Genomic DNA, 21,026 nt, shown 5'->3' on the forward strand with positions numbered 1-21,026 from the left:
TCAGCTCAGCGTCACCTCCAGCGTGTGCCGTCCGCCCGCACCGGCCGCGAGCAGCACCTCGCTGCCGCGTGCGGTGCTGCGCTGCCGGTAGGCCGCTGGCCGCCCGTCCAACAGCACCGCCGCCACGGTCGCTCCGGCCGGCAGCACCGCGCCGAGAGTGAGCTCGGCCCGGAGCGCCGCCCGCACCGAGACGGTGATGGTGCCCGCGGCCCGGGTCGCCGTCACGTCGAGCGCGCCACGGCCGAGCCGGATGTCGTGCCCGGCGATCCGCTGCTGGCCGGGCGGCAGGGCCGGCACCACCGACAGCCGCCCGCGGCCGAGGTCCGGGTCGACGCCGAGCTGCTGGTGCACCACCGGCCAGAGCACCCCGTAGGCGCCCCAGGCCTGCAGCACGCTGGACCTGCCGAGGAAGTCCCGCTCGATGTTGGCGACGAAGTCCGGCGACGGCGCCACCTCGGGCATCGCGCCGGGCATCTCCCAGACCGCCGGGTCGAGCTGGATGCGGGCGTTGCCGGTGGTGTAGCGGCGTTGCGGCCCGAGCCGGCCGTAGTTGCCCTCGGCGACGGCCAGCACCGCGGTGTTGAGCGAGAACGTGGCCCGCTCGGCCGGCACCCCGGACACTACGCTGTCGCAGGACGGGCCGGTGTTGCCGGCCGGCGCGCTGGTCGGCCCGCTGCCGGTGTGGAAGAGGCCGAACTCGCCGGTGTAGCAGTCCCGCTCCCGCTGGGCCAGCGCGGCGTGCGCGTGGCCGGTGGCGGCGAGCGGCCCGCCGGGCAGCTCGCCGCCACCGGGGTGAGACCGGTCCAGTGCCGCTGGAACACCTTCACGTCGCCGGGGTCGCTCAGCGAGTCGGCGTACGCGTCGGCGTCCCCGCCGTACCACCAGGTCTGCTCGAAGGCCCGCTCGCGCCGCTCCGCCTGGGCGGTCGCCCAGCCGGCGACGGCGCGGTCGCCGCGGGCGGCCGCCAGGTCGGCCAGGTCGCGCAGCCCGCGGATGGTGTAGACCGCCACGTCGAGCTTCTCCCCGCCCATGCCGGGTCGCTCCACGTTGCCCAGCCCCTCGGGCCAGCCGTCGGCGTCGGCGTCGAGCGCGGTCACGTGCCGCATGGCACGCACCGCGAAGTCGTACATCTCGTCGCGGAACGCGTCATCACCGGTCCACCGCCAGATCAGCGCCACCGTGCTGGGGAACTTGGCGCTCTCGTCGGTGTTGCCCGGGTCATCGTTCGCACCGAAGTAGACCTGTCCGTCCGGGGTGACCTCGTGCACCACCTTGCCGGACCGGCCGTTGACGATCTCGCTGATCTCGCGCAACGCCCGCAGGTGTGCCTTGATCGGCTCGAACTGCCCGGCCGCCACCGACGCGAACGCGGTGTACTCGGCGTCGGTGGCGAAGATCCACGGGTAGTCGGGCCAGCCGGCGCCCACCCACCGGGCGGCGTCCACAGTGCCGGCCGGCGGCGGGAACAGCGTGCCCTCCCGGCTGGCGAACACCTGCAGGTCGCGCGCCTCCTGGACGGAGTCGGCGAGGTTCTGCTTGGACCATTCCACGCTGTGCTGCAACAACCGGTCGCCGGGCAGGTCGACCCGGGTACGCGCGGCGACGCGTACCCGATCAGCCAGCTTGCGCCGCAGGGCCTGGGCCGGGTCGCGCAGGGCGCGCAGCGACTCGGCGGTGGCAGCCGCGACACCGTCGTCCGAGCCGGCCACCGCGAACCAGACCGTACGCCCGGCACGTGGCACCTGCAGCGTGTAGGTGAGCCGGCCGCCGGTCCCCCGGCCGTACGGACCGTCGTCGCAGCGCGGCGGCGCCGGGTCGGCCACCGGGCACACCACGGCGGGCTCCTGCGGGCCGCGGTGGCCGGGGCCGAGCACGTAACTGTCCGGCGTGAGGGCGCTGCCGACCACGGCGGCGTACTCGTGCGGCCGCTCCCCCGCGGCCGTCTCCCGGAAGACCAGATTGCGCCCGTCGAAGCCGCCGGTGTCGGGCAGGTTGACCGTCTCCTGGCTGGGCGTGGTCCAGCCCCAGGGATACGCGGAGAGAAGTTCCGAATGCGCGTCCACGGACAGCGCGATCCGGCGGGCGGGCCCGCTGAACGTCAGTCCGACCAGCGCGGCCCGGCCGCCGTCCGGCACCACATCCGTACGGTGGACCCGCAGCCCGCCGGGGCCGGCGAGCTCCATCTGGACGAACCCGTGGCCGCTGGTGAACCGCGTCGCGCTCAGCCACTGCCCGTCGACGGCGAACCACAGGCCGTCGAGCAGCTTGATCGGCGCGCTCCAGAAGCCGCCCATCTCACCGCGGATGTGCCAGCCCGTCGCCGGATAGCGGCCATCCTCGGCGCCGACCTCGTAGGCGCGGTCACCGATCGCCACGAACCGCCGGTCGGCCAGGCGCCGCTGCTCCGCCAACCCGCCGCGGGGAGCGCCCGCGGCGGGCGACGGCGCGACGGCGCCGAGAGCCGCCACGACGGCGGCCAGGGAGACCACGACGAGCACCTGCCGGCCGCTCGTCCATCGAATTCGGCGCATGGATGCCTCCCTGCGGATCGACACTGATCGCTGATCCCACGGTGTCGCGGAGCGCCCATGAGCGCAAGTGCCGCCGCGGGACCCGCCATCCGAGGCGTCCGGGCCGCCTACCTACGCGCAGATGGCGGACGCGTCGAGCGCCCACTGCACGCCGGTGACGTTCTGTACGGCGGTAACGGTGACGTCCCGGGGGGATTGCATCGTGGTCTGATAGATGAAGACATAGTTCAGCGCATCATCCACGAGGAACTCCATGCCGAACCCGGCCGCGTGCGGCAACGTGGTTCCCGGGCAGGTGGCCGTCCTGGTGACGAACGCCGGCTGCTCCGTGATGATCGACGGTCCCGTTTCGACGATCTGCCGGCCGGGGATCGGTGTGACGCAGACCGGTGTCGCCGTCAGCTGGTAGCTGCCGTTGAAACTGCCGAGAGTTTCGCTGTTGGCGATCACGAACCCCGGGTTGGCCGGATCTATGGCGGTGAGGAAGATCTCGGGGGCGAGGGAGGTCTGGAAGCCCGAGAGGTTGCCGCCCATGCCGATCACCTGCTTGCCGGCCGGACAGGTCGCCGTGGCGATGCATTTGTCGGGCTCGCCCTTCACCGACTGGCAGGTGGTCGTGTTGGGGCGGTACTCCAGGCCGGGCAGCGAGGCGTTCGGCGCGCACGTGGCCCGCGCGAGGAAGGACCAGGCCTGGGTCGTGCCGCCGGGCACTTCGCTGGCGTAGAAGACGACCCCGTCCGTTCTCGGCTCGATCCCCTGGACCTTGGCCGGCTTGCTGTCCAGGATGGTCAGCGATCCCCCCAGCCCGTGCGTGCCGCCCGGACAGCCCACCTTCAGGCTTCGGTTGGTCTCCGAGTTGGCCTCGCTGGTCACATCGATGTACTGCAGGCCGGCCACGGCCTTGGCCTCGGTCACCGGCAGCACCAGCAGGCCGGCGGCGGTGACCACCGCGGTGAGGCCGAGGCTGATGGCCGCCCGGAGCCAGCCACGGTGGCGAGGTCGCCTGCGGAGCGTTCGGTCGTCTTCGGTAGCGGGGGTGCCGGATGGCATGGCTGCTCCTTCGCAGTCAGCGGGATATGGGGCGAATGCTCCAAAAGAGCTCGCCCTGGTCGCCAGTAGGCCACCGGGGCTTCACGAAACCCGCATCGGATCCTTCACAGGTTTCGCATCGCGGCCGGCCCGGCAGTCCATCGATGACCGTTGCCGGTCCCGCCTCGCCTCAGCCGGTATCGTGGCGCAGGATCGCATGGAGGTGTGGTGAGGTTTCTCATCCTGGGTCCAGTGAAGGTAGTCGATGGCGACCGCACGATCGTCCTGGCCGGGCGCCGGAAGGCCACCGCGCTCGCGGTGTTGCTGGCCAACGCCGGCCAGGTGGTGCCACGGGAATACCTGGTCGACGCGGTCTGGGACGACGCACCGCCGACGACCGCCCGCCGCCAGATCCAGAACGAGATCTCCCATCTCCGCCGCGCGCTGTCCGGCGGCGGATCGGGAGAGCCCGCGATCCTCACCGACGGTCACGGATACCGGATGCTGCCGCACCCCGGCGAGCTGGACGCCCAGGTTTTTACGGATCTCGTGGCGGAGGCTCTCGACCTCGCCGGCCGAGATGAGCCCGCCGCCGCGGCGGCCAAGCTCCGCGCGGCGCTGCGGCTGTGGCGCGGACCCGCCCTGCTGGGCCTGTCCGGCCGGGCGGTCGAGGCGGTCGCGGCGCGCCTGGAGGAGCAGCGGCTCGCCGCCGCCGAAGAGTGCTTCGACCTGGAGCTGGCTCTCGGCAAGCACGGGGAGCTGGTGGCTGAGCTCGCCGAGTTGGTCGCCGCGCACCCGCTCCGGGAACGTCTGGTCGGGCAGCTCATGCTCGCCCTGCACGGCTCGGGCCGGCAGTCGGAGGCCCTGGCGGCCCACGAGCGGCTGCGCATCCGGCTCGCCGACGAGCTGGGGCTGACCCCCGGCGCGCCCCTGCAACAGTTGCACATCGCGATCCTGCGCGACGATCCCAGCGTCCACCCGCGGTCCGAGGTGCCCGCCCCCGCCGGCGCCGATGTCGCCGCCCAGGTGGTGCCCGCGCAGCTGCCCGCCGACGTGCCCGGCTTCACCGGCCGGGCCGACCACCTGCGCAGGCTGGACGAGCTGGTGCGGATGCGCCCCGGTGGCGCGGTCAATGCGGTGATCATCTCGACCGTCGCGGGCACGGCCGGCGTCGGGAAGACCGCGCTGGCGGTGCACTGGGGACATCGGGTCCGCGATCACTTCCCCGACGGGCAGCTCTACATCAATCTGCGCGGCTTCGCCGTGGACGCACCGGTGCGTCCGATCGAGGCGCTGGCGCATCTGCTGCGTTCGCTTGGCGAGCCGGCCGAGCAGATCCCCGTCGACGAGCAGACGGCCGCCGGCCGCTACCGATCGCTGCTGGCCGGCCGGCAGGCGTTGGTGGTGCTGGACAACGCCGTCAACGCCGACCAGGTCCGCCCGCTGCTGCCGGGCGGCTCCGGCTGCCTGGTGCTGGTCACCAGCCGGGACCGGCTGACCGGCCTGCTCGCCAGCGACGGTGCCGACTGCCTGCCCCTCGACGTGCTCAGCTCGGCTGAGGCGCAGCACCTCCTCGCGGTGATCCTGGGGCCGGATCGGGTGGCGGCCGAGCCGGTGGCGACGGTGGAGCTGGCCCAGCTCTGTTCCTACCTGCCGCTGGCGCTGCGGGTGGCCGCCGCCAACATCACCAGTCACCCGTGGTCGAGCATCGCCGACTACGTCGCCGCGCTGCGCGACGGAGACCGGCTGACCGCGCTGGACGTCGACGGCGACGAGCAGGCCGGGGTACGGCGTGCCTTCGACCTGTCGTACCGGACGTTGCACCCCGACGCCCAGCGGGTCTTCCGGTTGCTCGGCCTCGTCCCCGGGCCGGACATCACCGTCGAGGCGGTCGCGGCACTGGCCGCCATCGGCGTCGCGGACGCCCGTCGCCTGCTGGATCGGCTGATCGCCGTGCACCTGGTGAACCACCCGGTCCTCGACCGGTACACCTGCCACGACCTGCTGCGTCACTACGCGGCGGAGCGCGGGCGGGCCGAGGACACCGGGGCGGACCGGGAGGTGGCGCTGCGGCGCCTGCACGACTGGTATCTGCATTGCGCCGACCGCGCGGCGCGGATGCTCTATGGGCAAAGCTTGCGCCTGCCGGTGCCGGCCGTCGAGGTGCCGACCCCGGCCGTCATGGCCGACCAGGCAGCCGCGCTCGCATGGCTGGACGCGGAACGCGCCAACCTGGTCGCGATGATCCGGCATGCCACCGAGCACGGACCACGGTCAAGGGCGTGGCTGGTGGCCGACGCGTTGCGCGGGTACTTCTGGCTGGGCATGCACCTGGTGGACTGGCAGGACGCCACCCGGACCGCGCTGGCCGCCGCGGAAGCGGAGGGCGACCTGCGCGCCCAGGCCGCGGCGCAGTTCAGCCTCGGCGATTCCTGCTTCCGGCAGGGCCGGCGCGGGCCGGCCATCGAGCGGTACGAAGCCGCGCTGACCCTCGCGGAGCGGACCGGATGGGTGCAGTGCGAGGCCGCTGCCAGCTGCCAGCTGGGCGTCATGTACCGGGACTCGGGGCGGGTGCGGCAGGCCAACGACTACCTCGACCGAGGGCTGAAGCTGTGTCGTGCGAACGGGTGGCGGCACGGCGAGGCCGTCACCCTCATTCACATCGGCCGCGCCTACCTACAGCTGGGACGGCTGGCGGAGGCGATCGAATGCTGTGCCACGGCGCTGACCATCAACCAGGCCATCGGCTCGAGACTCGGCGAGGGCACCGACCTCAGCTACCTCGGCGAGTTCCGGTATGCCCAGGGGCGCCTCGACGAGGCGGCGGAGCACCTCACCGGTGCGCTGCCCCTGCTCCAGGAGTGCGGTGACCGGACCAACGAGGCCACCGTGTTGCGCGTACTGGCGGCCGTACGGTCCGACCGCGGCGCCATCCGCGAGGCCGCGGAGTTCGGCCAGGCCGCCCTGGCGCTGGCCCGCGCGCTCGGCGAACGCAGAATCGAGGCCGAGGTCCTGAACACCCTCGGAGCCCTCGCCCACCGCACCGGCCACCACCGGGAAGCCGTCCAGCACCACGAACGGGCGCTGGAGCTCACCCGGGCGACCGGAGACCGATATCCGGAGACGGAAGCGCTGATCGGCCTCGCCGCCGAGCAGCTGTGCCTCGGTCACCGCGACCGCGCCCTCGGCACCGCGTCACGTGCCCTCGCGATCGCCTGCGAGGCCGAGTACGGGCTGCTCGAAGAGCGGACCCGGGCCATCATCGGCGGCTTCGCGCCGGCCGTCGGGTGAGACCTGGCCGACGTCGATGCCGTTGTGCGGACGTCGTGCGAGCCCCGTGAACGAAACGATGCGACTCTCATGAAGACCGTGGCGCAGCATCAGCTCACCGATATCGATCAGGGTTGATCGATTGGCGACCGCTGAGAGGGCTGATGTCTTGCTGACCACTGCCTTGCTGACCACTGTCTTATTGACCACTGTCTTATTGAACACGAAAAAAGCAACAAGCCGATGGACGGCGCGGCTGGTCATAGTGCCGGTGATACTGACGAGCACGCTCGCGCTCGCCGGCACCCGGGCGCTGGCAGCCGGGGATTCGCCGGTGCCACCGTCGACGATGACGGTCTCCGAACGAGTCGCCGCATCGCCGGACCGGATCCTCACCGACGCCGACGCGCTCGTGGAGAAGCTGAATAAACTCGAATCGCAGGTTGAGCGGGACACCTCACCCACGGCCGCGCGGCTCGTCGCGCAGGTCCGGGAGGAGGTGATCGACGGACGCATTCCGGTGCACCTGCCCTCCGGCAGCGGCGTCGCAGGCGCTGACCCGGTGGTGTGGCGGGACGCGTCCGGCGCACGCGCCGTCCACCTGCCGTACACCGGCACCGCCGCGAGGCCCAGCGGGCTCACCGTGATGTTCGACGCCGAGGGCAACCGGACGGGCACCTCCGAGCAGGTCTACCAGGTGCCGAGCGCGAACTCGGCCACGGTCGCGGCGTGGGTGAACGGCGTGCTGAGGGGGAGCGTCCTGGTGGACGCCTCGGGCGCGGTCACGCCATCGGCCAAGGCCCCGGCGACCACCGATGCCCGTGCGCTGCAGTCGACCTTCTACGAGAGGCTCAACAACTGCCTGTCCGCCGCGGGAATCCCGAGCGCCATCATTACCGCCATCGGCATCGCCTGCAGCTTCATCTGCGTGGGAACAGTCGGCCTGGGCTGCTTCGCCTGCCTGGGCGCCGCCGCCGGTGGCTTCGCCGCGATCGTCGAATTCTGCATCGAGGTGTCCCTGTGACCGGATCGGTGGTATCGGCTTTCGGCGTCGGCGTGTCCGTTCAAACAGGGGGCAACCATGCGTAGCAGCTTGGCTCGTATCGCAGTCGCGACACTATTGGCGGTACCGCTGCTGGGGTTCACCGTCCCGGGCACGGCCAGCGCCACCCGGGCCGCAGCGCCGGACGTGGTGCAGGCCTCGCTCGCCGCCGGCTGGATCTACTGGGCGACGTACCGAGACGTCGCGAGCTGCGTCTACACCGGCGATCTACTGGCTTACCCCGGGTCCCCGATCTACGCCGCCTACTACTGCGAAGAGGGCTACTCCACCATCGGGAACTACTTCTACTACGAACTCTTCCTGTACAAGAAGTTCTGAGACATCCCAGGGCGGTAGCGGCGCGGGCTCGGCGATCACGAGCGAGGATTCCGCCGCTACTGCAGTGGGATCCGGCCCGGCATGATGATCTCCGGCTTGCGAGTGCTGACCAGGAACGCCTGCCGGCCGCTGCGCCGCATGGCGACGGCTACCAGATCGCCGCGCCGTCTCGCTGATGGCGTCCCACTCGTCCGCGATCTCGCTCGGCGGGTCGGCGCGGGTGACGACCCGCATCTCGATCCAGCCGGTGTGGGTGGCGGCGAAGCCGGTGCACTCGGTAACCGAATGACTACTTCAGGGCGCCAAGAAAGTCGAGAATGGAACCAGCTTGGAGCGGCTCGGCACGCTCCGGCTCAAGGCGCTACCAGCGCGGCGTGAGTCTCCTTTTCGGATGATGTCGGCGTCGCCGCTGCTCCCAGCAACTGACTCCCCGGGCGAGCCGCGCCGCAGCCTTGAGGAACGGCCAAACATCGTGAGTCGACATTGCCTACTCCCAGCTGACCGGGCCGGAAATGGTGGCTTCCGCAGCAGCGACAGCCTCCGCCAAGGTCAGAAAGCCTTGAGAATCCGGCCAAAAGTATTGGTCCCCCTCTGACCATCCCGGTCGGTGCCGCACATAGTAGAGCCGTCCATCGGGATTCAGCTGGGGCACCTCATCGAGGTCAAGGTCGCCGTCCGCCGCACCAACCGCATACCAGAAGTCGTAGTCCAGCATGACCACGCGGACTGTGATCGGAACAATTCCGTCATACATCCACCAGCCAGTCGCCACGACAGTCTCCACACGTCGAGCGTAGGTCCAGGTTCGCCGGCCGACGCGGATGGTCGAGTCGCGATGCTGGGGCCGGGAGGTGGTGTCGGGCATCCTTTAGGCTCCTCGATCCTGACCGAGGCTTCCGCCATGTCGATGTTCGCCGCCCTGCTGGACCGGTCGTTTGTCCAGATCGGTGAGTCGGGTGGCCGCTTCTTCGACGAGGAGAAGGTTGCCGTGGTCACGGACGTCTAGGACAACACCTACCCGCTGTTCGGCGTCGTACTGTGCCGGCCGGGCTCGTCACGGCGCGGCCCGCGTGGGATATCCGATAGCGGCGAAGTCCTCGCGTAGATCCGCGACCGGTGACGCCGGGATTCAGAGCCCGCACAACGGTATCGGTGAGCGGGCGATGCCCCATGACGTGCGCGACACTTGCCCGGTCGATTTCCATCTCGTAGTAGTCACCGACGAACTCGACGTACCGGTCGATGATGTCGTCGAGAAGGATCTCCAGCATGGCGGTTCCGTCAGGGTCGGTGTCGTACGGTCCGCGTGCGGGTGGGAAGACGATGCCCTCACCAGCGTGCCAGCGATCATCCTCGGTAAGCCGCCAGAGCACCGCGGTGGCCAGGAACTGGCCCTCTCCGTCGCTGAACGCCGGCTCCTCGATCTGTGGACGGAACACCGCCGGCACTCCGTGAAGTAGCCGTGGCCACAACTCTCGATCCGAGTCGCGGTACGGAGACATCGCGGACTCGTGATCGAAGACGCGGACGAACGCACCGCCGGAGTTGAAGACGATGGCCCACTCGTCACTGCCGCCGTTGCTCATAAGTGCCGCTTCGTCGTCGCCCCAAGCCGTTGTATAGGTGATGTACGGCTCAGCCCCGTCGACAATGCGCTCGAGAATAGCGAGTGCCTTGCAGCGGCCACGGAGCACATCGATCGTCGGCAACTTCGTAGCGATTTCGTACACAGTCACTGGCTGACCCTATGCCAGCCGCCCTGGCGACGGGCGCCGGTGTAGTCCAGCGCCCGTCGCCAGGCCCGGTGGTCAACCGGTGCCCCGGCCGTGGTTCAGCGGCCGGTTGGATACGGTGCGGCGGCGGCCTTGGCGGCGGCCAGATACGCCGGCAGGTTGAGCTGCCAGAAGCTGTTGACGCAGGAGTACACCGGGAAGAATCCCCCGCAGCTGCCACTGCTCGGGCCCACCTCGATGGTGTATCCCGGCACACCCAGTTGCCCGTAGATCCAGTCGTCGGTGGCGCCCGGGGCGAAGTAGTTCAGACCACCGTCGCCGTGGACCACGTCGTAGTGGTTCGCCCGGGCCATCGCGTCGGCGATCGCTTTCAGGTCGTTGTTGTTGGGCGCCAGCTGGTTGGTCCAGCCGTACGGGTAGATGTCCAGCTGCGAGTAGCTGTGCACGGTGAGGAACGCACCGGTGGTCGATTTGCTGGCCGCGCTGAAGTCGGCCGCCGGCTTGGTGTCCCGGTAGATCGTGGCGAGAAAGTTCTGGATGCCCCGGGTCTCCGGTTCGCTTGCCGCACCCGTGCCGGGGTACGTCTCGTCGCACTTGGTGCCCTGATTGACGTCCCAGTGGTAGCTGGAGTTGCGGTTCAGGTCGACGCCGCGGCCCGTGCCGGTGCAGCCGTTGTCGTGGGCGTTCTTGCGCTGGGCGACCGGCCGGGTGGAGTTCGAGGCGACGATGTCGACGCCGTCGGGGTTGGCGATCGGGATGACCCACAACTCGGTGCTGTTCATCAGCGCGGTGACGTCGGTGTTGGTGCCGTAGTTGTTGACCAGGTGATCGATCCACCGGTACGACAGTTCGCCGGTGGCCAGTTCCCGTGCGTGCATCTGCGACATCACGGTGAACTTCGGCTTGCGGCCGGTGTTGGTCAGCTCGCAGTCACCCTGCTGGATCTTGGTGATGCACAGGGCCTGGATGTCGTGCCCGCCGCGACCCTGGGTCTTCAACCAGGACTGGCCGATGGTGTAGAGCTTGACCAGGTCGGGGTGCGCGGTGGACACCTGCGTGTTGTGCGCCTCGTGCCCGGCGGTGGTGTGGTAGCCCCCGTAGTAGGTGTTCGTGTCGGCCCGGGTGGAGCGGGAAACCGGCTGGTACAGCGGGCCGGTGTACTGCACGCTCAGGCCGCGCTGCTGCAGTCGCGCCACGGCGGCCGGGTCCGCCAGCACCGGCACACCGTGGTCCATCGGACCTTCGAGAACGTCGAAACCGGTGCGCTCCAGCGCGTGGGCCAGCACCGCGGGCTGCCGGTCGGCCGAGGTCACGAGGTAGTAGCCCGGCTCGGCGGCGGCCCCGGACCCGGCCGGCGCGTCCGGGGCGGCGCTGGCCGGTCCGGTGAGCGACGAGGGCATCAGGAGCGCGGCCGCAGCAGCGCCGATGGCCACCATCCGCGACAGCAGGGGTGGAACGGCACGGGATTCACTCATCGATACCTCGCGATCGGGAAGGGCGCACGATGTGCCCATTAGATCAATGTGGCTCGATGAAGATCAGTACCGGCGGCGTCATCCCATCGGTGTTATGAGCTGCGCGGCACGACCTTCGACCCGCTGGCCAGCCGGTCCCGGCCGGGACGTGCGGGGCGAGTACGGCCCACTCGGCGGCGCTGTTGTCGGACGGGTAGCAGCGAGGTCGATGACCGCCCTGGTAGATAAGGGTTTCAGGTGACAGCGGCCCAGGGTCTCGGACTTCGATTGCTCAGAGTTCGGTGCGCAGCGCCGCGATCGGCTCGATGGTCGCGGCCCGCCAGGCGGGATAGGTGCCGGCGAGGAGCCCGAGCAGCGCACCTGCACCGACGGCGCCGATCGGTATCCACGGGTCGAGCACCGGGCTCCACGACCGGACGGCGGCGACCGCGACGGTGACCAGGACGCCCAGCGACGTGCCCACGACGCCGCCGAGGATGCCGACCGTCACGGCCTCGACCAGGAACTGCACCGCGATGTGCCGGCGCAGCGCGCCGAGGCTGCGGCGCAGCCCGATCTCCGTGGTGCGTTCGAGCACGCCGACCAGCGTGGTGTTGGCGATGCCCAGCCCGCCCACCACCAACGACACCGCACCCAGCAGGAAGAACAGTGCCCGCAGGTCGTCGGCGACGCGGGCCCGGACCTGTTCCGGGTCGGGCGGGGTGCGCACGGCGAGCTGCTCGGGGGCGTTCGGCGCCAGCGCCAGAGCCGCCACCGCACCCACCGCGCGGGCCGCGCCGAGTGCGGTGTGCACGTGGACCGACGCCGGCGCGTCCAGCCCGAACGCGGCCCGGGCCAGGCCGTCGGGAATGAGGACCGCGTTGAGCAGATCCGGCTCGCGCTGAACCTCCGCCAGGATCCCGATCACCGTGAACGCGTCGTCGCCGATGAAGATCGCCGGGGAGTGCTCGACCCCGGTGATACCGAGCCGGTCGGCGGCGGCCCGGCCGAGCACCGCCACCCGGTCCGCGCGCGCGTTGTGGCCCGCGTCGAACCAACGGCCCGTGCCCACCACGCCCTGCACCGCGCCCAGCAGGCCGGGCGACCCCGCGAAGATCGCGAGGTTCTGGTCGGCCGGTTGGAGCGGGTCGACCACCGGTAGCCGGCGGACGGTCTCGTCGCCGGCGTCGACCGGCGTCATCGTGCCCGCGGCCAGCACGCCCCGCAGCCGGGTGAGCCGCTTCTCGGCGTCCCATGGAAGGACGTTGACGACCGCCTCGTCCGCCGCCCGCGCCGCCGGCGTGACCACGACCTCGGTGACCGCCAGCGCGTCGAAGCGGGCGACGATGTGGTTGCTGGCGGTGGTCGTGATGCCGGCGATCCCCACCAGCGCGGCGATGCCGAGCACCGTTCCGGCCGCGGTGAGCAGCATCCGGCCCGGGCGCGCGAGCAGCCCGGCCGTCGCCTCGTCGAGGAGGTCGACGATCGGCATGCGGGACCGGGGGCCACGGTGCCTCGCCGCTCGCAGCGCCGCCCTGATCGCCGCCCTCATCACCGTGTCCCGTCTCATCGCCGGGCCTGGGTGGTGCCGGCCGTCTCGGTGAGGACGCCGTCGCTCATCTCCCAGAGCCGGCCCGCGTGCCCGGCGACCTGGGCATCGTGCGTCGCCACGACGACGGTGAACCCGCGCCGGTTGAGATCGTCGAACGTGGCGAGGACCGCGTCGGCCGTCACGCTGTCGAGGTTGCCGGTCGGTTCGTCGGCCAACAGCAGCGACGGCTCGGTCACCAGCGCCCGCGCGATGGCGACCCGCTGACGCTCGCCGCCGGACAGCGTGTTCGGCAGGGCATGCGCCCGATGCTCCATGCCGACCAGTGCGAGCGCCGCCTCGGCGCGCTCGAGCCGAGCGCTCCGCGGCACTCCGTTGTAGAGAAGCGCGAGCACGACGTTCTCGACGGCGGACCGGTGGGGCAGCAGGTGGAAGGCCTGGAAGATGAAGCCGATCCGGCGCCCCCGCAGCGCGGTGCGGGCGCCGTCGGAGAGCGTCGTGGTGTCCACCCCGTCCAACCGGTAGCTGCCCGCGGTCGGGTGGTCGAGAAGGCCCAGCAGGTGCAGCAGCGTCGACTTTCCCGAGCCTGACCGGCCGGTCAGGGCGATGTAGTCGCCGGGCAGAACGCTGAGCGTGGTCGGCCGTACGGCCGTCACGGGCGGCCGCCCGGGGTAGGTGCGGGCGAGGCCGGAGAGCTCCACGACGGGGGTCATCGCAGCCCGAGCACCATCTCGTCGCCCTCGTCGAGGCCGCCGTCGATCGGCTCGACCTCCACGAAGCCCTCCGCCGACAGGCCGACCCGGACCGGCACGTCCTCCACCCGGCCGCCGTCGCGGACCACCCGGACGAGTGAACGCCCGTCCGCAGCCGCCGAGACCGCCGCCACGGGCACCGCCAGAACCTCGCCGTCGGTGGACTCCACGGGAATGGTGACCCGCACGTTCGTACCCGCGAGATCGGCCTGCTCACGGTCGGCGTCGCTGGGCCGGATGGTGACGGCGAAGCCGCCCTCGGCGGCGGCGCCGCCCTGGCTGTCGCCCTGCCCCTCGCCGGACGATCCGGTCGCGGCCGTGCCCACCGCCGTCACCGTGCCCGGCAGGTCGATGCCCAGCGACTCCTCGTCGAGCCGCGCGGCGTCGCCGACGGACACCAGCCGGCGCTGCGCGGCCGTCACCGTCGCCACCACCTCGAGGTCGGCGCCGCTCAGGACCAGCGCCGGCCCGGACGGCTCGTCGCCCACCCGGACCTTCACCTGCTCCACCCGCCGCGGCAGGTTGGGCAGGAAGACCACCTCACCGCGCGGCACCCGGGTGCCGACCCTGGCGCGCAGGGCGGCCACCGCGGCCACCGCGGCCCGGAGCGTCTCGGTGGCACGCGTCACCGCACCCTGCTCGGCCGTCGCGTTCGGCGATGCCCGCAGCTCGGCCAGTTGCGCCTCGGCGACCGCCAGCCTGTTCCGGGCTTCGAGCACGAGCAGGTCATGTGCCCGGCGGACGCTTGCCCGCTCCGCCGGCGGTGCGGCGGCGACCGCGTCTTCCCGCTCCGCGATCGCGGCGGCGACCGCCGCTTTCGCCAGCTTGACCTCGCCCTCGGCCGCGACGGTCTCGCTGTGGCGCGGCCCGCGGCGCGCGGCCGCCAGCGCGTCCTTCGCCGCGGCAAGCGCGTCCCGGGCCGCACGCTCCTGCGCCTGGGCCTCGGTCAACTGCTGCCGTTCCTCCGCGCGCGGCTCGACCGGGTCGTAGCCGGCCGCCTCGTACCAGGCAGTGATCGCCTTCTCGGTGCGCGCGTCGAAGGTGTCGTTTATCGGGCCGGGAGAGAATCCGAGTCTGGACAGGGCCCGTTCCAGCTGCCTGACGTCGGCGCCGCGCGAACCGAGCCCGAGCGACCGGTACATCGGGAGCTTGCCCGGGAGCAGAAACACCGGGCGCCCGGACACCTCGACCGCGACGGAGCCCGCCTTGAGCTCGGTGCCGACGGCGGGGATGCGGCCGGTCACCACCCGCCGGCTGCCGGTCACATCCTGCTGGCCGACGTCGGGGTCGACGAGCAGGTTGGTCGTCGCCGCATACCGCACGTCGCCGCGGACGACGATGGAGTTGGTGAGGGCCCGCCGCTCGACCGGGGCGGTGACGTGCTGCGGCCCCTGCGACCCGACGTCCCGGGTGGTCTCGGCCGGCGTAGCGATGCGGCTGCCGGCCACCCAGCCGACGGCGCTGCACAGCGTCGCGGTGCCGACGAGTAGCAGGAGTAGGCGGCGGCGCCGTCCCATGGCGGACAGCCGGCCGACCATCTGCTGATCATTCAGCCCGACCGTTGGCTGATCATTCAGCCCGACCGTCTGCTGATCACCCAGCTTCTGATCATCATTCAGCAGCTGATCATTCAGCAGTTGATCATTGGCTGGATGATCATTCGTGGGCGTATAACCGCGTGTTCGGCGTCGCCGGAACCACACGGATCCTCCTGTACTCGCGACCGACGATAGCGTTCCGGATGCGCGCCAACCCTACCCTGCCCCGCGCCGGCCCGCCGACCCGATGGCAGTTGTCCGGGTTGCGGCGTCATGGACCGGGATGTATGCCCGTACAGATGCCGTCAGTGGCGTTGACCCACCATCATCGAGCCCCAACAATAGGCCGGGGCCCAATTGGTAAGAATGGGGGTACGTCAATATGGCCCATCTAAAGCGATTGGCGGCGGTCTTTGTCGTCGCTTTCCTCGGTATCGTGATCACCGCAGTGCCTGCGCAGGCTCATGACTACGTGAGCTGGACCGGCAGCGGCTGCCTGTTGAACCTGCATCGCAACGTGGTCGGCGGGCTGGATAGCATTGCCGGCACCTGCAACGCTCCGGGCGACAACTATTGGCGGGGCACCGTCAAGGACAACCACGCCCCGAGTGACGGCCATTGCGTCTTTGCCGAGCTGGACGGCATCGTGATGGCGTCTTCGTGCAGCTCCGGCGGCACGACGTTCACGTTCCTAGATCCGCAACGCAACCAGTCGGCGCCGACCTGGATCTGCCGCAGCGACGAGGCGTATTGTCGGGGCGCCTCGAATGTAGCCTTCTAAAGGAGACGTCCGAAGAGACACAGGGGCCCCAGTGTCAGCCGGCCGGTCACACGGCATCTCGTGACCGGCCGGTCGGTCGTGGTTGATTCGGTCGGTCGTGGTTGATTCGATCGTTGTGGTTGATTCGGTCGTGGTTGATTCCAGCCTCAGGAGAATATCCGTGTCCAGCAGCCAGTTCCGGCGGCGCGGTGAATCGCGTCGTCGCCGAACGTCGTTGCGGTGGTTTGCCATTGCCGGTCTCGTCGCCGGCCTGGCCGCCTGCTCCGACTCCCCCGCGCCGCCGGGCGCCGCCCCCGCTCCCGGCGGCGCAGCCACCAGGTCGGCCAGCTCGGCCGGCGGGTCCGAGCGGCCGACGCTGATCAGTCTGCTCGGCCTCGGTGGCAGCACCGCGGACTACGGGCGCCAGATCAGCGCCACCGAGCAGGATCGACAGCAGCTGATCCGCGACTGCATGGCCAAGCAGGGCTTCCGGTACGTGCCGCACGTGGTGGCCGGCCGGCAGGCCAACCCGACCGGGCTGCCGACCGACCTGCCCGCCGACGAGTTCCAGCGCCGGTACGGCTACGGCATCTCAACCGGATTCGAGAACGCACTCAAGCTCAAGCCCAAGGCGGCCGATGTCGACCCGAACGTGGCAGTCGTCGCCGCCATGTCGGAATCCGAACGGGCGGCGTACCAGCGCGCGCTCGGCGGCGGCACCGCAGCAAACGGGAAACCCGCCGGCTGCCAGGGCGAGGCGTCGAAGGTCACCGACAAGGCGGGCGCCGTCGTCGAGCAGTTCGGCGACGAGTTGGGCCAGCTGTACGCCCGGGTCAACGCGGATCGCCGAATCGTGACCGCCGAGCGGGCGTGGGCCGACTGCCTGGCGAAGGCGGGCTATCCCTACGCCGACGAGGACGCGGTGCGCAAAGAGATCACCCGGCGGATGAACCCGCTCTACGATTCACTGAGCGGCGAGGACGTGCCCGACGGCGTCATCGATCTCTATCGGGACAGGCGGCTCACCGGAGCACAGCAAAGCCTGCTTGCCAGCGTCAAGTCGTTCGAATTGGCCGTGGCCACCGCCGACCAGAAGTGCGGCGGCGACCTCGACCGCATCCGGAAAGAGGTGCGCGACGAGTACGAGGCCGGCTTCGTCGACCAGCACCGCGGCGAGCTGCGCAAGATAATCCCCAACGCCGGCCTCTGACCAGGACGGTCGGGCCCGGACGGACTGATCGCGAAATCGGGTGCCGCACAGCTCGCCGATGTGCTCAGTGCTGCCGCCGCCGATCCTGTCTCGATGATTGCCTGAAGGAGCGAGCCGTCGTCGCGGGAGCGACTGGTGAATCGGGCGGCGTCGGAGCGTAGGCACGACGCGAGTGGCGGCGTATCGTCGGCGGTGGATGTGACGCCGAAACGGGGATCATGCTATGAGGCGTATCTGGACACCGTTCGCCACGATTCTGGCCACCGCGCTGTTGATATCCGGATGCGGTGACTCCGCGAATTCCGAGGGCGGTTCCACACCGTCCGACAAGGTCACCTACGTTACCGCCTTCGGTGCGGTCGGCCGCGACGCGTTCGCCTGGGTGGCGCTGGAGAAGGGCTACTTCCGGGAAGCCGGGCTGGACGTCACGATCCAGCTCGGCGCCGCCACCGGCGAGAATCTGAAGGTGCTCGCCGCCGGGCGGGCGCAGTTCGCGCACGTCGACCTCACCGGCGCCTGGATCCTCGCCGGCAAGGGCGAGTCCAAGGACATCCGCGCGATCGCCGCCGTACACCAGCAGTCGCTGGTCTCGATCGTCGCGTTGGCGGGCTCCGGCATCGCCCGGCCCAAGGATGTCGAGGGCCGGAAGCTCGGTGCCGCCACCGGGTCGGTCAACCAGTTGTTGTTCCCCGCGTACGCGAAGCTCGCGGGCATCGACTCGACGAAGGTGCAGTGGTTCAACGCGCAACCGGCGCAGCTGCCGACGCTGCTGGCGAGCGGCCGGGTCGACGCGCTGAGCACGTTCCTGATCGGGGTGAAAGGCATCGAGAAGGCGGCCGGCGGGAAGAAGGCGGTCGTCCAGCCGTACAGCGAGTATCTGCCGGAACTGTTCGGCAACGGCATCCTGGCACCGGTCACGATCACCCGGGACCGGCCGGATCTCGCCCGGCGATTCCGGGACGCCGCGCTGAAGGGCCTGCAGTACACCCTCGACCATCCGGAGGAGGCGGCGCAGATCCTGAAGAAGGCGCAGCCCGCCGCGGACGTGACGGCTGCCGTCGGCGAGATCACTCTGATGGCACCGTACGTGAAGGCCTCGGGCGTCATCGACCGCAAGCGGGTCACCGACGCGATCGCCACCCTGGAACGCAGTGGGCTCATCTCGCCAGGGCTGACGCCGGACTCGGTCGTGGACTTCAACCTGGCGCCGACGGGCTGACGCCGCGATGAACCACTCCACACCGCCGGGCTGTGCCGCGTATTCCTTCGACAACGACGACCCGGCCGCGACCGACCGGCACCGGCATCTGGCCGACATGCTGGACCCGTTCACGTTCGCGCGGCTCGCCGCGGCCGGCGACCTCACCGGCCGGAGTTGCCTGGAGGTCGGTGCCGGCGGCGGCAGCGTCGCAGGCTGGCTGGCGGACCGGGTGGGGCCGCACGGGCGCGTGCTCGCCACCGACCTCAACCCGCGTCACCTGGCCACCGACCGGGGATACGCGGTGCTGCGGCACGACCTGGTGACCGAGCCGGTTCCGGCACCGCCGTGGGACCTGATTCACGCCCGGCTGGTGCTGCTGCACCTCCCCGAGCGGGTCGAGATCCTGGGCCGGCTCGCGGCCGCCCTGGCGCCCGGCGGGATCATCATGCTCGAGGAGTGGGCAGCGGCCTATCGCGGGCTGGTGCTCGCCGCGCCGGACGCCGCGGCGGCGGCCCTCGTCGATCGCTACCAGGACGTTCTCGTCGAGCGGCTGCTCCCGGCGAACGGCAACGATCCGGGCTGGGCCGGGCAGGTGCACGCCGCGATGCTGGCGGCCGGGCTCTCCGATGTGGATACCGAGATCCGGTCGGCATCGTGGGCCGGCGGCACCGCGGGCGCGCTGATCATCGCGGTGAACGTCGCCCAGCTGCGCTCCGGGTTTCTCTCCGCCGGATTCACCGAGGAGGAGCTGGACAGGCTGTGCCGCCTGGCCGCGGACCCACGTCTGGTGGTACGCGGCCACTTCACGTACTCCACGATCGGCCGCCGGCCCGACGGTGCGTCGTGACCCCGGCGCGGGCCCGCTCCGCCCGGTGGCGCCCGCTTGGCCTGCCCGTTCTCGGCGCGGTCGGCACGATCGCGCTCTGGTGGTCCGCCACGGTGGTGTTCGGCATCCGCCCGTTCTTCCTGCCCGCCCCGCCGGACATCGTCGCCGCGTTCCGCGCGCAACCGGCGTACCTGCTGCGCGAGGCGGGCGCGACATTGACCGAGACGACCGTGGGCTTCGGCATCGCCGTGCTGGCCGGGCTGCTGCTGTCGGTGGCTCTGACCGTCTGGCGGGCGTTGGAACGCGCGACCCTGCCGGTGCTGGTCGCGCTGAACTCGGTGCCGAAGGTCGCGGTGGCCCCGTTGCTGGTGGTGTGGCTCGGGTTCGGGCTGCGGCCGAAGATCGTACTGGTGGTCCTGATCTGCTTCTTCCCGATCGTGGTGGCGACGATGGCCGGGCTCACCTCGACCCCGGCCGAGCTGGGCGAGCTGAGCCGGTCGCTGTCCGCGTCGGTGTGGCAGACGTACCTGAAGATCCGGCTGCCGTGGGCGCTGCCGCAGGTCTTCGTGGGGCTGAAGGTCGCCATCTCGCTCGCGGTCATCGGCGCCGTCGTCGCCGAGATCAGCAATCCCAGCGGCGGGCTCGGCGCGGTCATCGTGCTGTCCGGCATGTCGCTGGACACGCCGCTCGCTTTCGCCGCGATCGTCCTGCTGGCCCTGCTGAGCACCGCGATGTTCTATCTCGTCGTGGCGCTGGAGCGGCTGCTGGTGCCCTGGGCGCGGGACATCACCGGGTAGCGGGGCCGGGCATGATCAACCTGGACCGGGTCTCCCGGACGTTCCAGACCCGGACCGGCGACCTGGAGGCGCTCCGCGACATCGACCTGGAGGTCGAAGAGCATCAGTTCCTGGCGGTCGTCGGCCGCTCCGGGTGCGGCAAGTCCACCCTGCTGCGCCTGGTCGCCGGCCTGCTCACGCCGACCGCCGGGACGATCACCATCGACGGTACGCCGGTCCGACAGCCACGGCCCGAGGTGGCGCTGATGAACCAGCGTCCCGCGCTCCTGCCGTGGCGCACGGCGTTCGGCAACGTCATGCTGCCGGTAGAGATCCTCCGCCGGCCCCGGGCGGCGTACCGGGCGCGGGCGGCCGAGCTGCTCGACTCGGTGGGTTTGGCCGGGTTCCACCAGCGGCGTCCGCACGAGCTGTCGGGCGGCATGCAACAGCGGGTCGCGCTCTGCCGGGCCCTGATCCAGCAGCCGCGGATCCTGCTGATGGACGAGCCGTTCTCGGCGCTGGACGCGTTGACCCGCGAGGAGCTTGCTACCCAGTTGCAGGCCATACACATGGCGCAGTCGGTCACCACGGTCTTCGTGACCCACTCGATCCAGGAGGCCGTGCTGCTCGCCGACCGGGTGGTGGTGCTCAGCCCGCGTCCGGGCCGGGTGCGGCAGGTGCTGGAGGTCGACATTCCGCGGCCGCGCTCGTTCGGCCACAACGCACACCTGACCGATGTGGCGAGTTGCGTCGCCGAGCTGCACGATCTGCTGTTGCGGGACTAGAGACCTCTCTGGTCCGGCTGCCGCGCGGTCGTGGCGGGCCGGCACCCACCAGTCAGGTTTCATCAGCGTTTCGGTCGCATTGATGAATCTCGCCGCCGGTTCCAGGCGCCACTGTAACGTCGCTCACTGATCGGCTGCGTCCCATAAACAGGAAGGATTTCTTAGTTCTCAGGGAATTAACCTGTCGCGTGTTTGACCGCAGGTCGGCGCGGCGTCACGCATCGATCGAGA

Annotated in this window: 18 protein-coding genes; 9 read left to right on the top strand and 9 right to left on the bottom strand. The window is 70.7% G+C overall.

Going from position 1 to position 21,026, the window contains the following annotated elements; all coding sequences use genetic code 11:
• The 3 genes from DMB66_RS62500 to DMB66_RS10455 all read right to left on the bottom strand — a co-directional run bounded on the left by DMB66_RS62500 (nucleotide 1) and on the right by DMB66_RS10455 (nucleotide 3,581).
• Nucleotides 1–621 (bottom strand): hypothetical protein, encoded by a 621-nt coding sequence (locus tag DMB66_RS62500; RefSeq protein ID WP_199752216.1) that lies wholly within the window; start codon nucleotides 619–621, stop codon nucleotides 1–3.
• Nucleotides 621–2,531: a hypothetical protein gene (locus DMB66_RS10445; RefSeq protein WP_199752218.1), complete on the bottom strand. Its 1,911-nt coding sequence runs from the start codon at nucleotides 2,529–2,531 to the stop codon at nucleotides 621–623. The genes DMB66_RS62500 and DMB66_RS10445 overlap by 1 nt, the downstream gene beginning before the upstream one ends.
• A 111-nt stretch (nucleotides 2,532–2,642) precedes the next feature.
• Nucleotides 2,643–3,581, bottom strand: coding sequence for a hypothetical protein (locus DMB66_RS10455; RefSeq protein ID WP_125803841.1), 939 nt, complete (start codon nucleotides 3,579–3,581; stop codon nucleotides 2,643–2,645).
• 231 nt (nucleotides 3,582–3,812) lie between these two features.
• On the opposite strand from DMB66_RS10455, the gene DMB66_RS10460 reads away from it, so the two are divergent.
• The 3 genes from DMB66_RS10460 (at nucleotide 3,813) to DMB66_RS10470 (ending at nucleotide 8,211) form a co-directional block, all read left to right on the top strand.
• Entirely contained in the window at nucleotides 3,813–6,851 is a 3,039-nt protein-coding gene (locus tag DMB66_RS10460) for a BTAD domain-containing putative transcriptional regulator (protein WP_158647190.1), read from the top strand.
• Between the two features lie 121 nt (nucleotides 6,852–6,972).
• On the top strand, nucleotides 6,973–7,854 hold the full coding sequence (locus DMB66_RS10465) for a hypothetical protein (RefSeq protein WP_125803843.1): 882 nt from the start codon (nucleotides 6,973–6,975) through the stop codon (nucleotides 7,852–7,854).
• Nucleotides 7,855–7,923: 69 nt separating this feature from the next.
• Entirely contained in the window at nucleotides 7,924–8,211 is a 288-nt protein-coding gene (locus DMB66_RS10470; protein ID WP_233624460.1) for a hypothetical protein, read from the top strand.
• A 487-nt stretch (nucleotides 8,212–8,698) separates the two neighbouring features.
• Here DMB66_RS10470 and DMB66_RS10475 read toward each other — a convergent pair whose 3' ends face one another.
• From DMB66_RS10475 to DMB66_RS10500, 6 genes are all read right to left on the bottom strand, one after another.
• Complete coding sequence (locus tag DMB66_RS10475) at nucleotides 8,699–9,076, bottom strand: hypothetical protein (RefSeq protein ID WP_125803845.1); 378 nt, start codon at nucleotides 9,074–9,076, stop codon at nucleotides 8,699–8,701.
• 127 nt (nucleotides 9,077–9,203) lie between these two features.
• On the bottom strand, nucleotides 9,204–9,947 hold the full coding sequence (locus DMB66_RS10480) for a hypothetical protein (RefSeq protein ID WP_233624461.1): 744 nt from the start codon (nucleotides 9,945–9,947) through the stop codon (nucleotides 9,204–9,206).
• Between the two features lie 95 nt (nucleotides 9,948–10,042).
• Nucleotides 10,043–11,419: a M14 family zinc carboxypeptidase gene (locus tag DMB66_RS10485; RefSeq protein WP_158647192.1), complete on the bottom strand. Its 1,377-nt coding sequence runs from the start codon at nucleotides 11,417–11,419 to the stop codon at nucleotides 10,043–10,045.
• Between the two features lie 271 nt (nucleotides 11,420–11,690).
• Entirely contained in the window at nucleotides 11,691–12,890 is a 1,200-nt protein-coding gene (locus DMB66_RS10490) for an ABC transporter permease (protein ID WP_125803847.1), read from the bottom strand.
• A gap of 74 nt (nucleotides 12,891–12,964) precedes the next feature.
• A complete protein-coding gene (locus DMB66_RS10495) occupies nucleotides 12,965–13,660 on the bottom strand; it encodes an ABC transporter ATP-binding protein (protein ID WP_125803848.1) in 696 nt (231 codons plus the stop codon).
• Entirely contained in the window at nucleotides 13,657–15,237 is a 1,581-nt protein-coding gene (locus DMB66_RS10500; RefSeq protein ID WP_125803849.1) for a peptidoglycan-binding domain-containing protein, read from the bottom strand. The genes DMB66_RS10495 and DMB66_RS10500 overlap by 4 nt, the downstream gene beginning before the upstream one ends.
• A 382-nt stretch (nucleotides 15,238–15,619) precedes the next feature.
• Between DMB66_RS10500 and DMB66_RS10505 the strand changes: the two genes are divergently transcribed.
• From DMB66_RS10505 to DMB66_RS10530, 6 genes are all read left to right on the top strand, one after another.
• Nucleotides 15,620–16,018: a hypothetical protein gene (locus DMB66_RS10505; protein ID WP_125803850.1), complete on the top strand. Its 399-nt coding sequence runs from the start codon at nucleotides 15,620–15,622 to the stop codon at nucleotides 16,016–16,018.
• Between the two features lie 160 nt (nucleotides 16,019–16,178).
• Complete coding sequence (locus DMB66_RS10510) at nucleotides 16,179–17,207, top strand: hypothetical protein (protein ID WP_125803851.1); 1,029 nt, start codon at nucleotides 16,179–16,181, stop codon at nucleotides 17,205–17,207.
• Between the two features lie 223 nt (nucleotides 17,208–17,430).
• A complete protein-coding gene (locus tag DMB66_RS10515) occupies nucleotides 17,431–18,426 on the top strand; it encodes an ABC transporter substrate-binding protein (RefSeq protein ID WP_125803852.1) in 996 nt (331 codons plus the stop codon).
• A gap of 7 nt (nucleotides 18,427–18,433) precedes the next feature.
• Nucleotides 18,434–19,255 (top strand): trans-aconitate 2-methyltransferase, encoded by an 822-nt coding sequence (locus tag DMB66_RS10520; protein WP_125803853.1) that lies wholly within the window; start codon nucleotides 18,434–18,436, stop codon nucleotides 19,253–19,255.
• Nucleotides 19,252–20,031 carry an ABC transporter permease gene (locus DMB66_RS10525; RefSeq protein ID WP_233624462.1) on the top strand — a complete coding sequence of 260 codons (780 nt, stop codon included), beginning with the start codon at nucleotides 19,252–19,254 and terminating at the stop codon, nucleotides 20,029–20,031. The genes DMB66_RS10520 and DMB66_RS10525 overlap by 4 nt, the downstream gene beginning before the upstream one ends.
• An 11-nt stretch (nucleotides 20,032–20,042) precedes the next feature.
• The gene (locus tag DMB66_RS10530; protein WP_125803854.1) at nucleotides 20,043–20,795 is read left to right on the top strand and encodes an ABC transporter ATP-binding protein; all 753 of its coding nucleotides are present in this window, start codon (nucleotides 20,043–20,045) and stop codon (nucleotides 20,793–20,795) included.
• The last annotated feature ends 231 nt before the right edge of the window (nucleotides 20,796–21,026 follow it).

Source organism: Actinoplanes sp. ATCC 53533, assembly GCF_003947245.1.